Genomic DNA, 15,549 nt, shown 5'->3' with positions numbered 1-15,549 from the left:
CGCTCGCCGATGAGTTATCACGACGAACAAGAATCGATTGAAAGTCTCAAGGCGTGGTGGGCCCGCTGGGGCAACCTCACCACGTGGATCGTGCTCGCGGCGCTCGTCGTCGCGGCCGGTTTCAACGGCTGGAACTACTGGCAGCGCCGTCAGGCTGCCGAGGCGTCCGGGCTGTACGAGCAGGTCCAGAAGGCCGCCGCCGCGAACGACAAGGCGACGATGGCTCGCGCGGCTGCCGACATGGAAGACAAGTTCGGCAGCACGCCGTATGCGCAGATGACGGCGCTCGCGGCCGCGAAGACGCTGTATGCGGCCGGCGACGCGGCAGGCGCGAAGGCGCAGTTGCAATGGGCCGTCGATCACGCCAAGGACGACGAGTACAAGCAGATCGCGAAGCTGCGTCTCGCGTCGCTGCTGCTCGACGAGAAGGCGTACGATGCGGGCCTCGCGCTGCTGTCGGGCACGCCGGTCGATGCATTCAAGGGCCTCGTGGCCGATCGTCGCGGCGATCTGCTCGCCGCGCAAGGCAAGACCGACGATGCGCGCGCGGCTTACAAGCTCGCGCTCGACGGCCTGTCGAAGGACGACCAGTCCGCGCGCCAGCTCGTGCAGTTCAAGCTCGACGCGCTCGGCGGCTGAATCCCGGTCCCCTCAACCTCTTAACTCTGCTTCGCTAACCGATGAATTTGCTGAAACGTTACGCTGTGCCCGTTGCCTGCGCGGCGGCTGTCCTCGCTTTGGCGGCTTGCTCGTCGTCGAAGGACGCGCGCCGCGTGCCGACGCCGCTCACCGAGTTCAAGCCCGTCATGGACGTGCAACAGGTCTGGAAGGCGAGCGTCGGCAAGGGCGGACGCTACCTGTTCTCGCCGGTGGCCGTGGGCGACGCCGTCTATGCGGCGGGCGAAAACGGTTCGGTCGAAAAGATCGACGCGAAGACGGGCCAGACGCTGTGGCGCTCGAAGGTCGGCTCGGATCTGTCGGCCGGTGTCGGCAGCGACGGCAACCTGACCGCGGTCGGTGCGCTGAAGGGCGGCGTGTTCGTGCTGGGCCCGGACGGCAAGCAGCTGTGGAAGACCACCGTGCAGGGCGAGATCTTCTCGCCGCCGCTCGTGGGCAACGGCCTCGTGGTCGTCCGCACGATCGACGGCCAGGTGATCGCGTTCAACGCGCAGACGGGCGAGCAGAAGTGGAACTACCGCAACCGTGCGGTGCCGCTGAACCTGCGCGTGTCGGCCGGCATGACGTTCGCGGGCGACGCGGCCGTGCTCGCGGGCTTCCCGGGCGGCGGTCTCGTCGCGATCAACCTGCAGACGGGCGAGCCGTTCTGGCAGACTCCGGTGTCGTTCCCGAAGGGCGTGACCGAGGTCGAGCGCATCAACGACGTCAGCGGCCCGCCGACGCTCGTGGGCGCGGAAACCTGCGCGGTGACGTTCCAGGGGCAGCTCGGCTGCTTCGATGCGAACTCGGGCCGTCCGCTGTGGGAAAAACCGTTCTCGAGCCGCAGCGGCCTCGCGCAGGACGATTCGGTGGTCGCCGGCGGCGACGACTGGTCGGTCGTCACCGCGTACGATGCGGCCACGGGCAACCAGCTCTGGCGCAACGACAAGCTGAAGAGCCGTGACGTCGGCGTGCCGTACCTGCTCGGGCACGCGGTCGTGATGGGCGATTACAAGGGCTTCGTGCACTTCCTGTCGCGTGAAGACGGCAGCTTCATCGCGCGGATGAAGACCGACGGCAGCGCGATTACCGCGGCGCCGGTCCTCGCGGGCAATACGCTCGTCGTGCAGACGAAGGACGGCGGCCTGTACGGGTTCCGCCCGCGCTGACGCGCAGGAAACAGGCGCGACCGCGGCGCGGCGGGCAGGTCCCGCGCGCCGCGGTCGCGCGACTTGAAGGCGGCCGGCGTTCCCGGCCGCTCGGTATTTGAAAGGCAGTTCGAGACGAAAGACGACGGCGCGCAACGCGCGCCGGGCGCACGCATCCGGCGCGGCGCGAATTCGTGATATTTTCATTCAGCGCAGCCGCCCGCAGCAGCGGGCCTCCCGCTGCTGCGCTTCACCGTAGAAAACACAGATGAAACCGGTCATTGCCCTCGTTGGGCGCCCCAATGTGGGGAAATCCACGCTGTTCAACCGGCTCACGCGCTCGCGCGATGCACTGGTCGCCGACTTGCCGGGTCTCACGCGCGATCGCCATTACGGCGAAGGGCGCGTCGGCGAACGGCCATACCTGGTCGTCGATACCGGCGGCTTCGAGCCCGTCGCGAAGGACGGCATCCTGCACGAAATGGCGCGTCAGACGCGGCAGGCCGTCGAGGAAGCCGACGTCGTCGTGTTCATCGTCGACGGCCGCAACGGACTCGCGCCGCAGGACAAGTCGATCGCCGACTACCTGCGCAAGACCGGCCGGCCGATCTTCCTCGTCGTCAACAAGGCCGAGGGGATGAAGTACACGGCGGTCGCGACGGACTTCTACGAGCTCGGGCTCGGCGACCCGCGCGCGATCTCGGCCGCGCACGGCGACGGCGTGACCGACATGATCAACGAGGCGCTGGAAGTTGCGTATGCGGGCCAGCCCGAGGAGGCGGACGAGGACGATCCGTCGCGCGGCATCAAGATCGCGATCGTCGGCCGGCCGAACGTCGGCAAGTCGACGCTCGTCAACGCGCTGATCGGCGAAGACCGCGTGATCGCGTTCGACATGCCGGGCACGACGCGCGACTCGATCTACGTCGACTTCGAGCGTAACGGCAAGAAATACACGCTGATCGACACGGCCGGCCTGCGACGCCGCGGCAAGGTGTTCGAGGCGATCGAGAAGTTCTCGGTCGTGAAGACGCTGCAGTCGATCTCCGACGCGAACGTCGTCATTCTTCTGCTGGATGCGCAGCAGGACATTTCCGACCAGGACGCGCACATCGCCGGCTTCGTCGTCGAGCAGGGCCGCGCGCTCGTGATCGGCGTCAACAAGTGGGACGGCCTCGACGATCACGCGCGCGATCGCGCGAAAGCGGATTTGACCCGCAAGCTGAAATTCCTCGACTTCGCGAAGTCGCACTTCATTTCGGCCGCGAAGAAGACGGGTATCGGCGCGCTGATGCGCTCGGTCGACGACGCGTACGCGGCGGCGATGGCGAAGCTGCCGACGCCGAAGCTCACGCGCGCGCTGATCGAGGCCGTCGAATTCCAGCAGCCGCGCCGTCGCGGCCCGGTGCGTCCGAAGCTGCGCTATGCGCACCAGGGCGGCCAGAATCCGCCGATCATCGTGATCCACGGCAACGCGCTCGACGCGGTGACGGAAACCTACAAGCGTTACCTCGAAAACCGATTCCGCGAAACTTTCTCGCTGACCGGGACTCCATTGCGCATAGAGTTCCGTTCGTCGAACAACCCGTACGCGGACAAGGGCTGAAGCACGCCCCGCAAGGCATCGGCCGCATGGCCAGTGGCCGGGCGGGGCAGGCAAAATCAGCTATAGTGTAGCGATTGGCGCCGGATCTCTTTTTCTTCGCCGCCAATCCAGATCAACCTGCAAAAAAAGATGGAGTACGCCATGAGCAACAAAGGGCAATTGTTACAAGACCCGTTTTTGAACGCACTGCGCAAAGAGCACGTTCCCGTTTCGATCTACCTCGTCAACGGCATCAAGCTTCAAGGGAACATTGAATCGTTCGACCAGTACGTCGTGTTGCTCCGTAATACGGTGACCCAGATGGTTTACAAGCACGCCATCTCGACGGTCGTGCCGGCGCGCCCGGTGAATTTCCACCCGGACGCGGAAGCCTCGTCCTAACCTATCGCAGCGGCCGGCATCCGGTCGCCGCGAGCGACCGATGCCAGCCGCCTTATCTTGACACCCGATAATTTGATCAACGCAGCGCTCGTCGGCATCGATTTCGGCAAGACCGATTTCGAAGCCAGTCTCGAAGAACTCAGTCTTCTCGCCTCCAGTGCGGGGGCCCGTCCCGCCGTCACACTCACGGGTCGTCGTGCCAGTCCCGATGCCAAGATGTTCATCGGCAGCGGCAAAGCCGAAGAACTGCGGCTTGCCTGCGACACGCACAACGTCGAAATCGTCATCTTCAACCACGCGTTGGCGCCCGCCCAGCAACGTAATCTGGAGCAGGCACTTAACAGGCGCGTGGTCGATCGCACGAGCCTCATCCTCGACATCTTCGCGCAGCGCGCACGCAGCCACGAAGGCAAGCTGCAGGTCGAGCTCGCGCAGCTTCAATATCTGTCGACCCGGCTCATTCGCGCGTGGACCCACCTCGAGCGGCAAAAGGGCGGTATCGGCCTGCGCGGCCCCGGCGAAACCCAGCTCGAAACCGACCGCCGGCTGATCGGCGAACGCATCAAGATGCTGAAGTCGCGGCTCGACCGGCTGCGCCGCCAGCACAGCACGCAGCGCCGGCAGCGCGCGCGTAGCGGCACGATGTCGGTGTCGCTCGTCGGCTACACGAACGCGGGCAAGTCGACGCTGTTCAATGCGCTGACGAAAGCGCAGGCGTACGCGGCCGACCAGCTGTTCGCGACGCTCGATACGACGTCGCGGCGCGTGTACCTCGGCGACGAGGTCGGCCAGATCGTCGTGTCCGATACGGTCGGGTTCATCCGCGAGCTGCCTCACCAGCTCGTCGCCGCGTTCCGCGCGACCCTCGAGGAAACGATCCACGCAGATCTGCTGCTGCATGTGGTCGATGCGTCGAGCGCGGTCCGGCTCGAGCAGATCGAGCAGGTCAACGGCGTGCTGCACGAGATCGGCGCGGACACGATCCGCCAGGTGCTGGTGTTCAACAAGATCGACGCCGTGCCCGAGCTGGCGGCCCGCGGCGACGCGGTCGAGCGGGACGAGTATGGTAATATTTCGCGCGTCTTTTTGAGCGCGCGCACCGGTCAGGGTCTTGATACGTTGCGTGCCGCCATCGCCGAAATCGCCTCCGCGGAACACTTTTCCAGCGCGACGTTGTCCGACGCGCTCGATGGCACGTCCGCTGAACCGCACGAAGACCACACGATTTCCGAACACGGGCGCTAACCGGTCCCGGCCGGTTCGCCGGCGTCCAATCTGGTGAACAAACTCTGGTGAACGAATACAACGAGCGGAGTACCTGGCGGCGGATGCGCGCCTTGCTGTCGATCAACGATCCCCGCTGGGGACGCGGCGAAGGCAATGGCAAGGACGGATCCCGCCCCCGCGCGAACGAATCGAAGCGTCCGCAAGGCGGCGACGGCGACGGTCCGCCCGATCTCGACGAGATGTGGCGCAACTTCAACCGGCGCCTGAGCGGCCTGTTCGGCGGCAAGGGCGGCAACGGCTTCCGTCCCGACAACGGCCGGGCCGCCCGGGTCGGCGTCGGCATCGTGATCGGCGTGCTGGTCGCGGTGTATGCGGGCAGCGGGCTGTTCGTCGTGCAGGAAGGTCAGACGGGCGTCGTGCTGCAGCTCGGCAAGCTGTCGGGCACGGTCGGCCAGGGCGTGCACTGGCGTGCGCCGTATCCGTTCGCGTCGCATGAGATCGTCGACACGTCGCAGGTCCGCTCGATCGAGATCGGTCGCAACAACGTCGTGCGCCTCGCGAACGTGAAGGAAGCCGCGATGCTGACGCGCGATGCCGACATCGTCGACGTGCGCTTCATCGTCCAGTACCGGATCCGTTCCGCCACCGATTACCTGTTCCGCAGCGTCGATCCCGAGCGCAGCGTGTCGCAGGCCGCGCAAGCTGCGGTGCGCGCGATCGTCGGCACGCGCAGCGCGGCCGACATGCTGAATCAGGATCGCGATGCGCTGCGCGAGCAGCTGTCCACCGCGATCCAGCGCGATCTCGACCGCTACCAGTCGGGGCTCGAGGTGACGGCCGTCACGATGCAGAGCGTCGCGGCGCCGGAGCAGACGCAGGCCGCGTACGCCGAAGTCGCGAAGGCGCGCGACGAGCGCGAGGCCGCGAAGCGCGCCGCGCAGGCGTATGCGAGCGACCTGCTGCCGAAGGCGCAGGGCGATGCGGCGAAGCTCGTCGACGAAGCGAAGGCGTATGCCGATCGCGTGGTCACGGAAGCCGAGGGCGACGCGGACCGCTTCAAGCAGGTCTATGCTCAGTACTCGAAGGCGCCCGCGGTCATCCGCGAGCGGATGTACCTCGAGACGATGCAGGAAATCTATTCGAACGCGACGAAGGTGTTCGTCGGCAACAAGGGCGGTAACAGCGTCGTGTACCTGCCGCTCGACAAGCTCGTCGAGCAGGGGCGGCAAAACGCCGCGGCGTCGACCGGCGCGTCCGCGCCCGACGCGGCGTCGGCACCGGCGGCCACGGCGCCGGCGGCAGCGGCAGCCGCGCCGGCGAGCGCCGCACCGGCCGCCACCGCGTCGGGTGTCGACGTGCTGCGATCGCGCGAAGCGTTTCGCAGCCGGTCGCGTGAAGACGATACGAAGTAACGGGGAGCGCAGAACATGAACCGAATCATTGCGCTCGTCGTCGCAATCGTGATCGTTGCCTTCGCGGCGTCGTCGACGGTCCTCACCGTCGATCCGCGCCATGCGGCCGTGCTGTCGGGCCGCGACGGCAGCCAGCCGGAGCTCGCGGGCCCCGGCGTCCATTTCAAGCTGCCGCCGCCGCTGCAGACGGCCACGCTGATCGACACGCGCCTGCAGTCGTTCGAGTCGTCCGATCCGCTGCAGCTGGCGACCGAAGACAAGCACGACCTGCTCGTCGCGTATGCGGTGAAGTACCGGATCAACGATCCGATGAAATATTTCACCGCGACGGGCGGTGACCCGGCGGCGGCGGCCGAACGGCTGTCCGGCGCGCTGAAGGGCGCGCTCGGCGACGCATTCGGCAAGCGCGCGCTCGACGATGCCCTCGGCGGTCAGCGCGCGATCGCCGATGCGGCGCGCGATGCGGCGAAGGCGCAAGCGTCCGGTTTCGGCGTCGACGTGGTCGACGTCCAGCTGACGCGTGTCGACCTGCCGGCCGCGCAGACGGACGCCGTCTATCAGCGGATGATCGGCGCGTTGCGCGATCAGGCGGCCCAGGTGCGTGCGCAAGGCGCGGCCGACGTCGAGCAGATCAAGGCCGACGCGGAACGCGAGCAGCAGGCCGTGCTCGCGAACGCGTACAAGTCCGCGCAGACGATCAAGGGCGAGGGCGATGCGAAGGCCGCGACGATCGCCGCCGACGCGTTCGGCCGCGATCCGCAGTTCTATCAGTTCTACGCGAGCCTGCAGGCGTACCGGAACACGTTCAAGCGCAACGACATCATCGTCGTCGATCCCGACAGCGAGTTCTTCCGCTTCATGCGCAGCCCGACGGGCGGTGCCGCACCGGCGGCGCCTGCTCCCCGCAAACATTGACCTTGGGGCGCCGCGTCGAGCGGCGCCGTCGCTCGCATGGACCTGGCTGGCTCGTTGTTGCTCGCAGTAGCGCTGATGCTGATCATCGAGGGGGCGTTCCCCTTCGTGTTTCCTGTCGCCTGGCGCGACACGTTTCGTAGAATAGCCGAGCGGCCGCCGCATCATATCCGGATCGGCGGGCTGATCGTGATGGTGCTCGGGCTCGTGCTGCTGTTGTTCGCGACCTGACCGGCGCCCCGATCCGGACGGCGCATCCGCCGTTCGTTCCGCCCGATTTCGAAGTTCCGATTCAACTCGCGGCGCGCGTGACGCGCGCCGTTTCCCGTCGTAGGACCGTACCGATGTCGACCTGGTTACTTCCCGAGAATATCGCCGACGTGCTGCCGTCGGAAGCGCGCAAGATCGAGGAGCTGCGCCGCAGGCTGCTCGACCGCTTCCGTTCGTACGGCTACGAAATGGTGATGCCGCCGCTGCTCGAATACCTCGAATCGCTGCTGACGAGCGGCGGCGCCGATCTGCGCCTGCGCACCTTCAAGCTGGTCGACCAGCTGTCGGGCCGCACGCTCGGCCTGCGCGCGGACATCACGCCGCAGGTCGCGCGGATCGACGCACACCTGTTGAATCGTCAGGGCGTGACGCGCCTCTGCTACGCGGGTCACGTGATGCATACGCGTCCGCGCGGCCTGCACGCGACGCGCGAGCAGATCCAGATCGGCGCCGAAATCTACGGCCACGCCGGGCTCGAGGCCGATCTCGAGATCCAGCAACTGATGCTCGACGCGCTGCATCTCGCGGGCCTGTCGCGCATCCGTCTCGACCTCGGTCACGCGGGCGTGCTCGCGGCGCTGCTGGCGCGCGACGCGCAGGCAGCCGAGCGCGGCGAGTCGCTGTACGACGCGCTGTCGGGGAAGGACGTGCCGCTGCTGAACGAACTCACCGACGATCTCGGCGCCGATACGCGCGCCGCGCTGCGCGCGCTGCCGAACCTCTACGGCGACGCGAGCGTGCTCGCCGAGGCGCGCACGCGCCTGCCGGTGCTGCCCGAAATCACGCGGGCGCTCGACGATCTGGCACAGCTTGCGTCGCAGGCGAAGGGCGTCGAAGTCGCGATCGATCTCGCCGACCTGCGCGGCTACGCGTACCACAGCGGCGCGATGTTCAGCGCCTACGTCGACGGCGTGCCGAATGCGATCGCGCGCGGCGGCCGTTACGACCACGTGGGGCAGGCCTATGGCCGTGCCCGTCCGGCGACCGGCTTCTCGCTCGATCTGCGCGAGCTCGCGCGGATTTCGCCGGTCGAGGCGCGCGGCACCGCGATTCTCGCGCCGTGGGCGCAGGACGATGCGCTGGGTGCGGCCGTCGCGGCCCTGCGGGATGCGGGCGAGGTCGTGATCCAGGCGCTGCCGGGCCACGACCACGTGCTCGACGAGTTCGCGTGCGATCGTTCGCTCGTCGAGCGTAACGGCGCATGGGTGGTCGAGCCCCGATAAACGGGTGTTCGCGGGCCGTGCTTCGGCGTGCATATCGTTGAAGCGAAACGGAAAAATTCGGAAACGCCCGCGAACATAGGTAGAATACGTTTTTAACCAGCTAACGAATCAACATGTCTGCCAGCGCAGTGAACGTGACTCCCGGGCGCAACGTCGTCGTCGTGGGAACGCAATGGGGTGATGAAGGCAAGGGCAAGATCGTCGACTGGCTGACGGACCACGCTCAGGGCGTCGTGCGTTTCCAGGGCGGTCACAACGCCGGCCACACCCTCATCATCGGCGGCAAGAAAACGATCTTGCGCCTCATTCCGTCGGGCATCATGCGTGAAGGCGTCGCCTGCTACATCGGCAACGGCGTCGTCCTGTCCCCCGAAGCACTGTTCAAGGAAATCGGCGAGCTGGAAGAGGCCGGCGTGAACGTGCGCGACCGTCTGTTCATTTCCGAAGCGACGACCCTGATCCTGCCGTACCACATCGCGATCGACCAGGCGCGCGAAGCGCGCAAGGGCGCGGGCAAGATCGGCACGACGGGCCGCGGCATCGGTCCCGCGTACGAAGACAAGGTCGGCCGCCGCGCGCTGCGCGTGCAGGACCTGTTCGACGCGAAGACCTTCGCCGATCGCCTGCGCGAAAATCTCGATTTCCACAATTTCGTACTGACCCAGTATCTGGGCGGCGCGGCCGTCGATTTCCAGGCCACGCTCGACACGATGCTCGGCTATGCCGACCGCCTGAAGCCGATGGTGGCCGACGTGTCGCGCCGCCTGTACGACGCGAACAACGCGGGCCAGAACCTGCTGTTCGAAGGCGCGCAAGGCACGCTGCTCGACATCGACCACGGCACCTATCCGTTCGTCACGTCGAGCAACTGCGTCGCGGGTGCGGCGTCGGCCGGCGCGGGCGTCGGTCCGCAGAAGCTCAACTATATCCTCGGCATCACGAAGGCGTATTGCACGCGCGTCGGCTCGGGCCCGTTCCCGAGCGAGCTGTACGATGCGGACAACCCGCAGCGTCAGGACCAGATCGGCGTCACGCTCGCGAACGTCGGCAAGGAATTCGGTTCGGTCACCGGCCGTCCGCGCCGCACCGGCTGGCTCGATGCCGCTGCGCTGCGTCGCTCGATCCAGATCAACGGCGTGTCGGGCCTGTGCATGACGAAGCTCGACGTGCTCGACGGCCTCGACGAAGTCAAGCTGTGCGTCGGCTACCGGGTCGACGGCAAGGACGTGGACATCCTGCCGCGCGGCGCGGTCGATGTCGCGCGTTGCGAACCGGTGTACGAGACGTTCCCCGGCTGGAAGGAAAGCACCGTCGGGATCAATACGTGGGACGCGCTGCCGGCGAATGCGCAGGCCTACCTCGCCCGCGTCCAGGAAGTGGCTGGCGTGCCGGTCGATATGGTGTCGACGGGCCCGGACCGCGACGAAACGATCCTGCTCCGCCATCCGTTCAAGGTGTAAGCTCCAGATGACGCAGCAAATCACGATGACGGCGGCAGACTTGATGACCGATCCGCGCAACGACGACAAGAACCTGTGGGTAGGCTGGGACGAGTATCACCGTCTGATCGAACTGCTCGCGCTCCAGGTGCATGCGTCGGGCTGGAAGTTCGACCAGATCCTGTGCCTTGCGCGCGGCGGCCTGCGTGTTGGCGACCAGCTGTCGCGCATCTACGACGTGCCGCTCGCGATTCTCGCGACGAGTTCGTACCGGGAAGCGGCCGGCACCGAGCAGGGCGAGCTCGACATCGCGCAGTACATCACGATGACGCGCGGCCATCTCGCGGGCAACGTGCTGCTGGTCGACGACCTCGTCGATTCGGGCGTCACGCTCGCGCGCGTGCAGGAGCACCTGAAGGAGCGTTATCCGGCGGTCACGGCCGTGCGTTCGGCCGTGCTCTGGTACAAGGGTTGCTCGAAGGTCAAGCCCGACTATCACACGCAGTTCCTGCCGACGAATCCGTGGATTCATCAGCCGTTCGAGGAGTGGGACACGGTACGTCCGCACAACCTCGAGGCGTGGATCAAGCGCGGTCGCGCGCAGCGCGACGGTTCGGGCGCGTAAGCGGCCGGCCGATCGAAGGAAAGCCTTGTACGGCGCCGCTTGCGGCGCCGTTTTTCGTTGGCGCGCGCGGTGCGCCACGCGGTGCGCGGCGCGCACCCGATAGGCAGGCGGCGCGGCCCCGGCTATGATGGCAGCCCTGCCACAGGTCGCGCCGGATTGCATGCGTCACGTGGATCACGTGGTTCCACGGCAACACGGCAGGGCGGCGTTTCACGGGGGCGCGAGTAGAATAGCGCTCGTTTTGTCCGACCCGGACCCGATTATTACGCTTCATATGAACGACACGACTCACGCGACCGACGCCGCACACTCGCCGCATTCGACGCAACAACACTCGATGCGGGCGCTAGCGATAGCAGCCATCGGCGTCGTGTTCGGCGACATCGGCACCAGCCCGTTGTATTCGCTGAAGGAGGCGTTCAGCCCCGCGCACGGTATTCCGCTGACCGAAGCGTCGATTCTCGGCGTGATCTCGCTGCTGTTCTGGGCCATCGTGCTGGTGGTCGGCGTCAAATACCTGCTGTTCGTGATGCGGGCGGACAACAACGGCGAAGGCGGCGTGCTCGCGCTGATGGCGCTGTCGCTGCGGCCGCTGGACTCCAAAACCCGGGTCGCGGGCGCGTTGATGGCGCTCGGGATATTCGGTGCGTGCATGTTCTACGGGGACGCGGTGATCACGCCGGCGATCTCGGTGATGTCGGCTGTCGAAGGTCTCGAGATCGCGACGCCGCACCTGTCCCATCTCGTGCTGCCGATCACGATCGTGATCCTGATCGCGCTGTTCTGGATCCAGCGGCACGGTACTGCGCTGGTCGGCAAGCTGTTCGGTCCGATCATGGTGCTGTGGTTCGTCGTGATCGCGGCGCTCGGCGTGTACCACATCGTGCGCGTGCCGGGCATCATCGCGGCAATCAATCCGTATTACGCGGCGTCGTTCATGGCCGACCACCTGCTGCAGGCCTACGTCGTGCTCGGCTCGGTCGTGCTGGTGCTGACCGGCGCGGAAGCGCTCTACGCGGACATGGGCCACTTCGGTGCAAAGCCGATCCGGTACGCCGCATACGGGCTCGTGATGCCGTCGCTTGTGCTGAACTACTTCGGCCAGGGCGCGCTGCTGATCCAGAATCCGAAAGCGATCGAAAACCCGTTCTTCCTGCTGTCGCCCGAATGGGGGCTGCTGCCGCTCGTCGTGCTGTCGACGGTCGCGACCGTGATCGCGTCGCAGGCCGTGATCTCGGGCGCGTATTCGCTGACGTCGCAGGCGATCCAGCTCGGCTACGTACCGCGCATGAAGGTGCTGCATACGTCGGAGCTTGCGATCGGCCAGATCTACGTGCCGGTCGTGAACTGGCTGCTGCTGGCCGTGATCCTTTGTATCGTCATCGGCTTCAAGAGCTCGGATAACCTCGCGGCCGCGTACGGCATCGCGGTGACGGCGACGATGGTGATCACGACCGTGCTCGCATGCGTCGTGATGGTCAAGGTATGGAACTGGAACCGGCTGCTGGTCGGTGCGATCATCACGGTGTTCCTCGCGATCGACCTCGGCTTTTTCGGCGCGAACCTGCTGAAGGTCGCGCAGGGCGGCTGGTTGCCGCTCGGCATCGGCGCGCTGCTGTTCTTCCTGCTGATGACCTGGTACAAGGGGCGTCACATCGTCAAGGAACGCACGGCGGCCGACGGTATCCCGCTCGAGCCGTTCCTGCAGGGGCTGCTCGCGCATCCGCCGCACCGCGTGTCGGGCACCGCGATCTACCTGACCGGCAACGACAAGCTCGTGCCCGTCAGCCTGCTGCACAACCTGAAGCACAACAAGGTGCTGCACGAGCGGACCATTTTCCTGACGTTCGTTACGCGCGACATTCCGTACGTGCGCGACGACAAGCGCCTGAGCTCGCGCGATGCGAGCGGCGGGCTGTACATCGTCAAGGCCGAGTACGGCTTCAACGAGACGCCGGACGTGAAGGCCGTGCTCGAGGAATTCGGCCGCACGCACGACATGACGTTCGAACTGATGGACACGTCGTTCTTCCTCGCGCGCGAAACGGTGGTGCCGACGCATCTGCCCGGCATGTCGATCTGGCGCGAACGCGTGTTCGCGTGGATGCATCAGAACGCGGCGAAGCCGACCGACTTCTTCTCGATTCCGGCGAACCGCGTCGTCGAGCTCGGCACCAAGATCGAGATCTGACGGGCGCGAGGGGACCGCGGGCGCGGCCCATGCCGAGCAAGTCGCGCGTGTCGCCGAAGCAATAAAAAACCCGCCTTTCGGCGGGTTTTTTGTGGTCGATGCCTTCGCGTGCTCAGCGCTTCAGCTTCGCGAATGCGGCGGCCATCGCGCCGGCCGGTTCCGGCTCGCGCGAACGCTGCGGGCGGGCGGCGCCGCGGCCCGCGTTGCCGCGATCCTGGCCGCCGCGCGACGCCGTGCCGGGCGCGGCCGCGTCGTCGTCGAGGCGCATCGTCAGCGCAATGCGCTGGCGCTTTACGTCGACGTCGATCACCTTCACCTTGACGACCTGGCCGGCCTTCACGACTTCGTGCGGGTCCTTGATGAACTTCGTCGACATCGCGGACACGTGGACGAGACCGTCCTGGTGCACGCCGATATCCACGAACGCGCCGAACGCGGCGACGTTCGTCACGACGCCTTCGAGCGTCATGCCCGGCACGAGATCCGACACCTTTTCGACGCCTTCGCGGAACGTGGCCGTCTTGAATTCCGGACGCGGATCGCGGCCCGGCTTCTCCAGTTCGGCCAGGATGTCGCGCACGGTCGGCAGGCCGAAACGTTCGTCGACAAATTCCGTCGGCGACAGGCCCGACAGCGCTTCGCGATTGCCGAGCACGTCGTCGATGCGCTTGTTGATCTTCGCGAGCATCCGTTCGACGACCGGATACGCTTCCGGGTGCACCGACGAGCGGTCGAGCGGATTCTCGCCGCCGTTGATGCGCAGGAAGCCGGCGGCCTGTTCGAAGGTTTTGTCGCCGAGGCGCGGCACCTTGCGCAGGTGCTCGCGCGACGGGAACGGGCCGTTCGCATCGCGATAGTCGACGATGTTGCGCGCGAGCGTCGCGTTCAGGCCCGACACGCGGGCGAGCAGCGGGGCCGACGCCGTGTTCGCGTCGACGCCGACCGCGTTCACGCAATCCTCCACGACCGCGTCGAGCGAGCGGGCGAGTTCGCGCTGGTTCACGTCGTGCTGGTACTGGCCGACGCCGATCGCCTTCGGCTCGATCTTCACGAGCTCCGCGAGCGGGTCCTGCAGGCGGCGGGCGATCGACACGGCGCCGCGCAGCGACACGTCGAGGTCCGGGAATTCCTTCGCGGCGAGCTCGGATGCCGAGTAGACCGACGCGCCGGCCTCCGACACGACGATCTTCTGCAGGCGCAGCTCAGGGTGTTTCGCGATCAGTTCGCTCGCGAGCTTGTCGGTTTCGCGCGACGCGGTGCCGTTGCCGATGCTGATCAGCTCGGCCTGCGTCTGCGCGGCGATGCGCGCGAGTTTCGCGATCGAGCCGTCCCAGTCGCGGCGCGGCTCGTGCGGGTAGATCGTGTCGGTCGCGAGCACCTTGCCGGTGCGGTCGACGACCGCGACCTTCACGCCCGTGCGCAGGCCCGGATCGAGGCCGATCACGGCCTTCGGGCCGGCAGGCGCGGCCAGCAGCAGGTCGTTCAGGTTGCGCGCAAACACGCGGATCGCCTCGGTTTCGGCCGTCTCGCGCAACTGCGTGAGCAGTTCGTTTTCGATATGCGGCTGCACCTTCACGCGCCAGCACCAGCGGCAGACGTCGGACAGCCATTTGTCGGCCGGACGGTTCTGGTTCGCGATGCCGAAATGGCGCGCGATCATCGCCTCGCCGGGATGCGGCACCTGCGCGTCGAGCTCTTCGCCGAGGCCGAGCTTGATCGTCAGCACGCCCGCGTTGCGGCCGCGGAACAGCGCGAGCGCGCGGTGCGACGGCACGGTCTTGATCGTTTCCGCGTAGTCGTAATAGTCGCGGAATTTCTCGCCTTCCTCGTTTTCCTTGCCCTCGACGACGGCCGACGACACGACGCCCTGGTTGTGCAGGTAGTCGCGCAGCTTGCCGAGCAGCTCCGCCGTCTCGCCGAACTGCTCGGACAGGATGTCGCGCGCGCCGTCGAGCGCCGCTTTTACGTCGGCGACGCCCTTGTCGGCGTCGACATACGCGGCCGCCTCGGCCTGCGGGTCGAGCAGCGGGTTCGCGAGCAGCGCCTGCGCGAGCGGCTCGAGGCCGGCCTCGCGGGCGATCTGCGCACGGGTGCGGCGCTTCGGCTTGTACGGCAGATAAAGGTCCTCGAGCACCTGCTTGCTGTCGGCCGCGTCGATCGCGGCACGCAGTTCGTCGGTCAGCTTGCCCTGTTCGTCGATGCTCGACAGGATCGCGGCGCGGCGATCCTCGAGCTCGCGCAGGTACAGGAGGCGTTCCTCGAGCTGGCGCAGCTGCGTGTCGTCCAGGTTGCCGGTCACTTCCTTGCGGTACCGGGCAATGAACGGAACGGTCGAGCCTTCGTCGAGGAGTTGCACGGCCGCCGCGACCTGGCGCGGCTGGACGGACAGTTCGGTGGCGATGCGCTGTACGATCTTGAGTGCTACGGTTTCCGTCATGTCGTGGATGGTCTGTCTGCC

General features: G+C 66.7%; 13 protein-coding genes. 12 read left to right on the top strand and 1 reads right to left on the bottom strand.

Annotated features, from left to right (window positions below):
• Positions 1–9 precede the first annotated feature (9 nt).
• The 12 genes from A9Z05_RS27300 to A9Z05_RS27245 all read left to right on the top strand — a co-directional run bounded on the left by A9Z05_RS27300 (position 10) and on the right by A9Z05_RS27245 (position 13,091).
• Complete coding sequence (locus A9Z05_RS27300; RefSeq protein ID WP_006478678.1) at positions 10–639, top strand: tetratricopeptide repeat protein; 630 nt, start codon at positions 10–12, stop codon at positions 637–639.
• A gap of 41 nt (positions 640–680) precedes the next feature.
• A complete protein-coding gene (gene bamB, locus A9Z05_RS27295) occupies positions 681–1,826 on the top strand; it encodes an outer membrane protein assembly factor BamB (RefSeq protein WP_069620842.1) in 1,146 nt (381 codons plus the stop codon).
• Between the two features lie 247 nt (positions 1,827–2,073).
• Positions 2,074–3,411, top strand: a complete 1,338-nt coding sequence (der, locus tag A9Z05_RS27290) for a ribosome biogenesis GTPase Der (RefSeq protein ID WP_011549692.1) — start codon at positions 2,074–2,076, stop codon at positions 3,409–3,411.
• Between the two features lie 141 nt (positions 3,412–3,552).
• Positions 3,553–3,792, top strand: a complete 240-nt coding sequence (gene hfq, locus A9Z05_RS27285) for an RNA chaperone Hfq (protein ID WP_006399927.1) — start codon at positions 3,553–3,555, stop codon at positions 3,790–3,792.
• 72 nt (positions 3,793–3,864) lie between these two features.
• Positions 3,865–5,037: a GTPase HflX gene (gene hflX, locus A9Z05_RS27280; protein ID WP_176730254.1), complete on the top strand. Its 1,173-nt coding sequence runs from the start codon at positions 3,865–3,867 to the stop codon at positions 5,035–5,037.
• 47 nt (positions 5,038–5,084) lie between these two features.
• Positions 5,085–6,431 (top strand): FtsH protease activity modulator HflK, encoded by a 1,347-nt coding sequence (gene hflK, locus A9Z05_RS27275; protein ID WP_069620840.1) that lies wholly within the window; start codon positions 5,085–5,087, stop codon positions 6,429–6,431.
• Between the two features lie 15 nt (positions 6,432–6,446).
• Entirely contained in the window at positions 6,447–7,346 is a 900-nt protein-coding gene (gene hflC, locus A9Z05_RS27270) for a protease modulator HflC (protein WP_069620839.1), read from the top strand.
• A gap of 36 nt (positions 7,347–7,382) precedes the next feature.
• A complete protein-coding gene (locus A9Z05_RS27265) occupies positions 7,383–7,574 on the top strand; it encodes a DUF2065 domain-containing protein (RefSeq protein ID WP_069620838.1) in 192 nt (63 codons plus the stop codon).
• A 113-nt stretch (positions 7,575–7,687) separates the two neighbouring features.
• Positions 7,688–8,836, top strand: a complete 1,149-nt coding sequence (locus A9Z05_RS27260) for an ATP phosphoribosyltransferase regulatory subunit (RefSeq protein ID WP_069620837.1) — start codon at positions 7,688–7,690, stop codon at positions 8,834–8,836.
• A gap of 113 nt (positions 8,837–8,949) precedes the next feature.
• Positions 8,950–10,296, top strand: coding sequence for an adenylosuccinate synthase (locus A9Z05_RS27255; RefSeq protein ID WP_050013186.1), 1,347 nt, complete (start codon positions 8,950–8,952; stop codon positions 10,294–10,296).
• A gap of 7 nt (positions 10,297–10,303) precedes the next feature.
• The gene (locus A9Z05_RS27250) at positions 10,304–10,900 is read left to right on the top strand and encodes a phosphoribosyltransferase (RefSeq protein WP_006478688.1); all 597 of its coding nucleotides are present in this window, start codon (positions 10,304–10,306) and stop codon (positions 10,898–10,900) included.
• A gap of 274 nt (positions 10,901–11,174) precedes the next feature.
• On the top strand, positions 11,175–13,091 hold the full coding sequence (locus tag A9Z05_RS27245; protein WP_069620836.1) for a potassium transporter Kup: 1,917 nt from the start codon (positions 11,175–11,177) through the stop codon (positions 13,089–13,091).
• Between the two features lie 112 nt (positions 13,092–13,203).
• Here the strand turns inward: A9Z05_RS27245 and A9Z05_RS27240 are convergent, their stop codons facing one another.
• On the bottom strand, positions 13,204–15,528 hold the full coding sequence (locus tag A9Z05_RS27240; RefSeq protein ID WP_069620835.1) for a Tex family protein: 2,325 nt from the start codon (positions 15,526–15,528) through the stop codon (positions 13,204–13,206).
• Between the last annotated feature and the right edge of the window lie 21 nt (positions 15,529–15,549).

Source organism: Burkholderia sp. A2 (genome assembly GCF_001729305.1).
Taxonomy (GTDB): Bacteria; Pseudomonadota; Gammaproteobacteria; order Burkholderiales; family Burkholderiaceae; genus Burkholderia; species Burkholderia sola.
The sequence above is the reverse complement of the archived record's forward strand: the minus strand, read 5'-3'. Positions and strand labels throughout refer to the sequence as shown.

Bases quoted from the DNA above. Each gene is read 5' to 3' on its own strand.
- bamB (WP_069620842.1), top strand. From the start codon at position 681: ATGAATTTGCTGAAACGTTACGCTGTGCCCGTTGCCTGCGCGGCGGCT.
- A9Z05_RS27245 (WP_069620836.1), top strand. From the start codon at position 11,175: ATGAACGACACGACTCACGCGACCGACGCCGCACACTCGCCGCATTCG.
- hflC (WP_069620839.1), top strand. From the start codon at position 6,447: ATGAACCGAATCATTGCGCTCGTCGTCGCAATCGTGATCGTTGCCTTC.
- der (WP_011549692.1), top strand. From the start codon at position 2,074: ATGAAACCGGTCATTGCCCTCGTTGGGCGCCCCAATGTGGGGAAATCC.
- A9Z05_RS27260 (WP_069620837.1), top strand. From the start codon at position 7,688: ATGTCGACCTGGTTACTTCCCGAGAATATCGCCGACGTGCTGCCGTCG.
- A9Z05_RS27250 (WP_006478688.1), top strand. From the start codon at position 10,304: ATGACGCAGCAAATCACGATGACGGCGGCAGACTTGATGACCGATCCG.
- A9Z05_RS27300 (WP_006478678.1), top strand. From the start codon at position 10: ATGAGTTATCACGACGAACAAGAATCGATTGAAAGTCTCAAGGCGTGG.
- A9Z05_RS27240 (WP_069620835.1), bottom strand. From the start codon at position 15,528: ATGACGGAAACCGTAGCACTCAAGATCGTACAGCGCATCGCCACCGAA.
- A9Z05_RS27265 (WP_069620838.1), top strand. From the start codon at position 7,383: ATGGACCTGGCTGGCTCGTTGTTGCTCGCAGTAGCGCTGATGCTGATC.
- hfq (WP_006399927.1), top strand. From the start codon at position 3,553: ATGAGCAACAAAGGGCAATTGTTACAAGACCCGTTTTTGAACGCACTG.
- A9Z05_RS27255 (WP_050013186.1), top strand. From the start codon at position 8,950: ATGTCTGCCAGCGCAGTGAACGTGACTCCCGGGCGCAACGTCGTCGTC.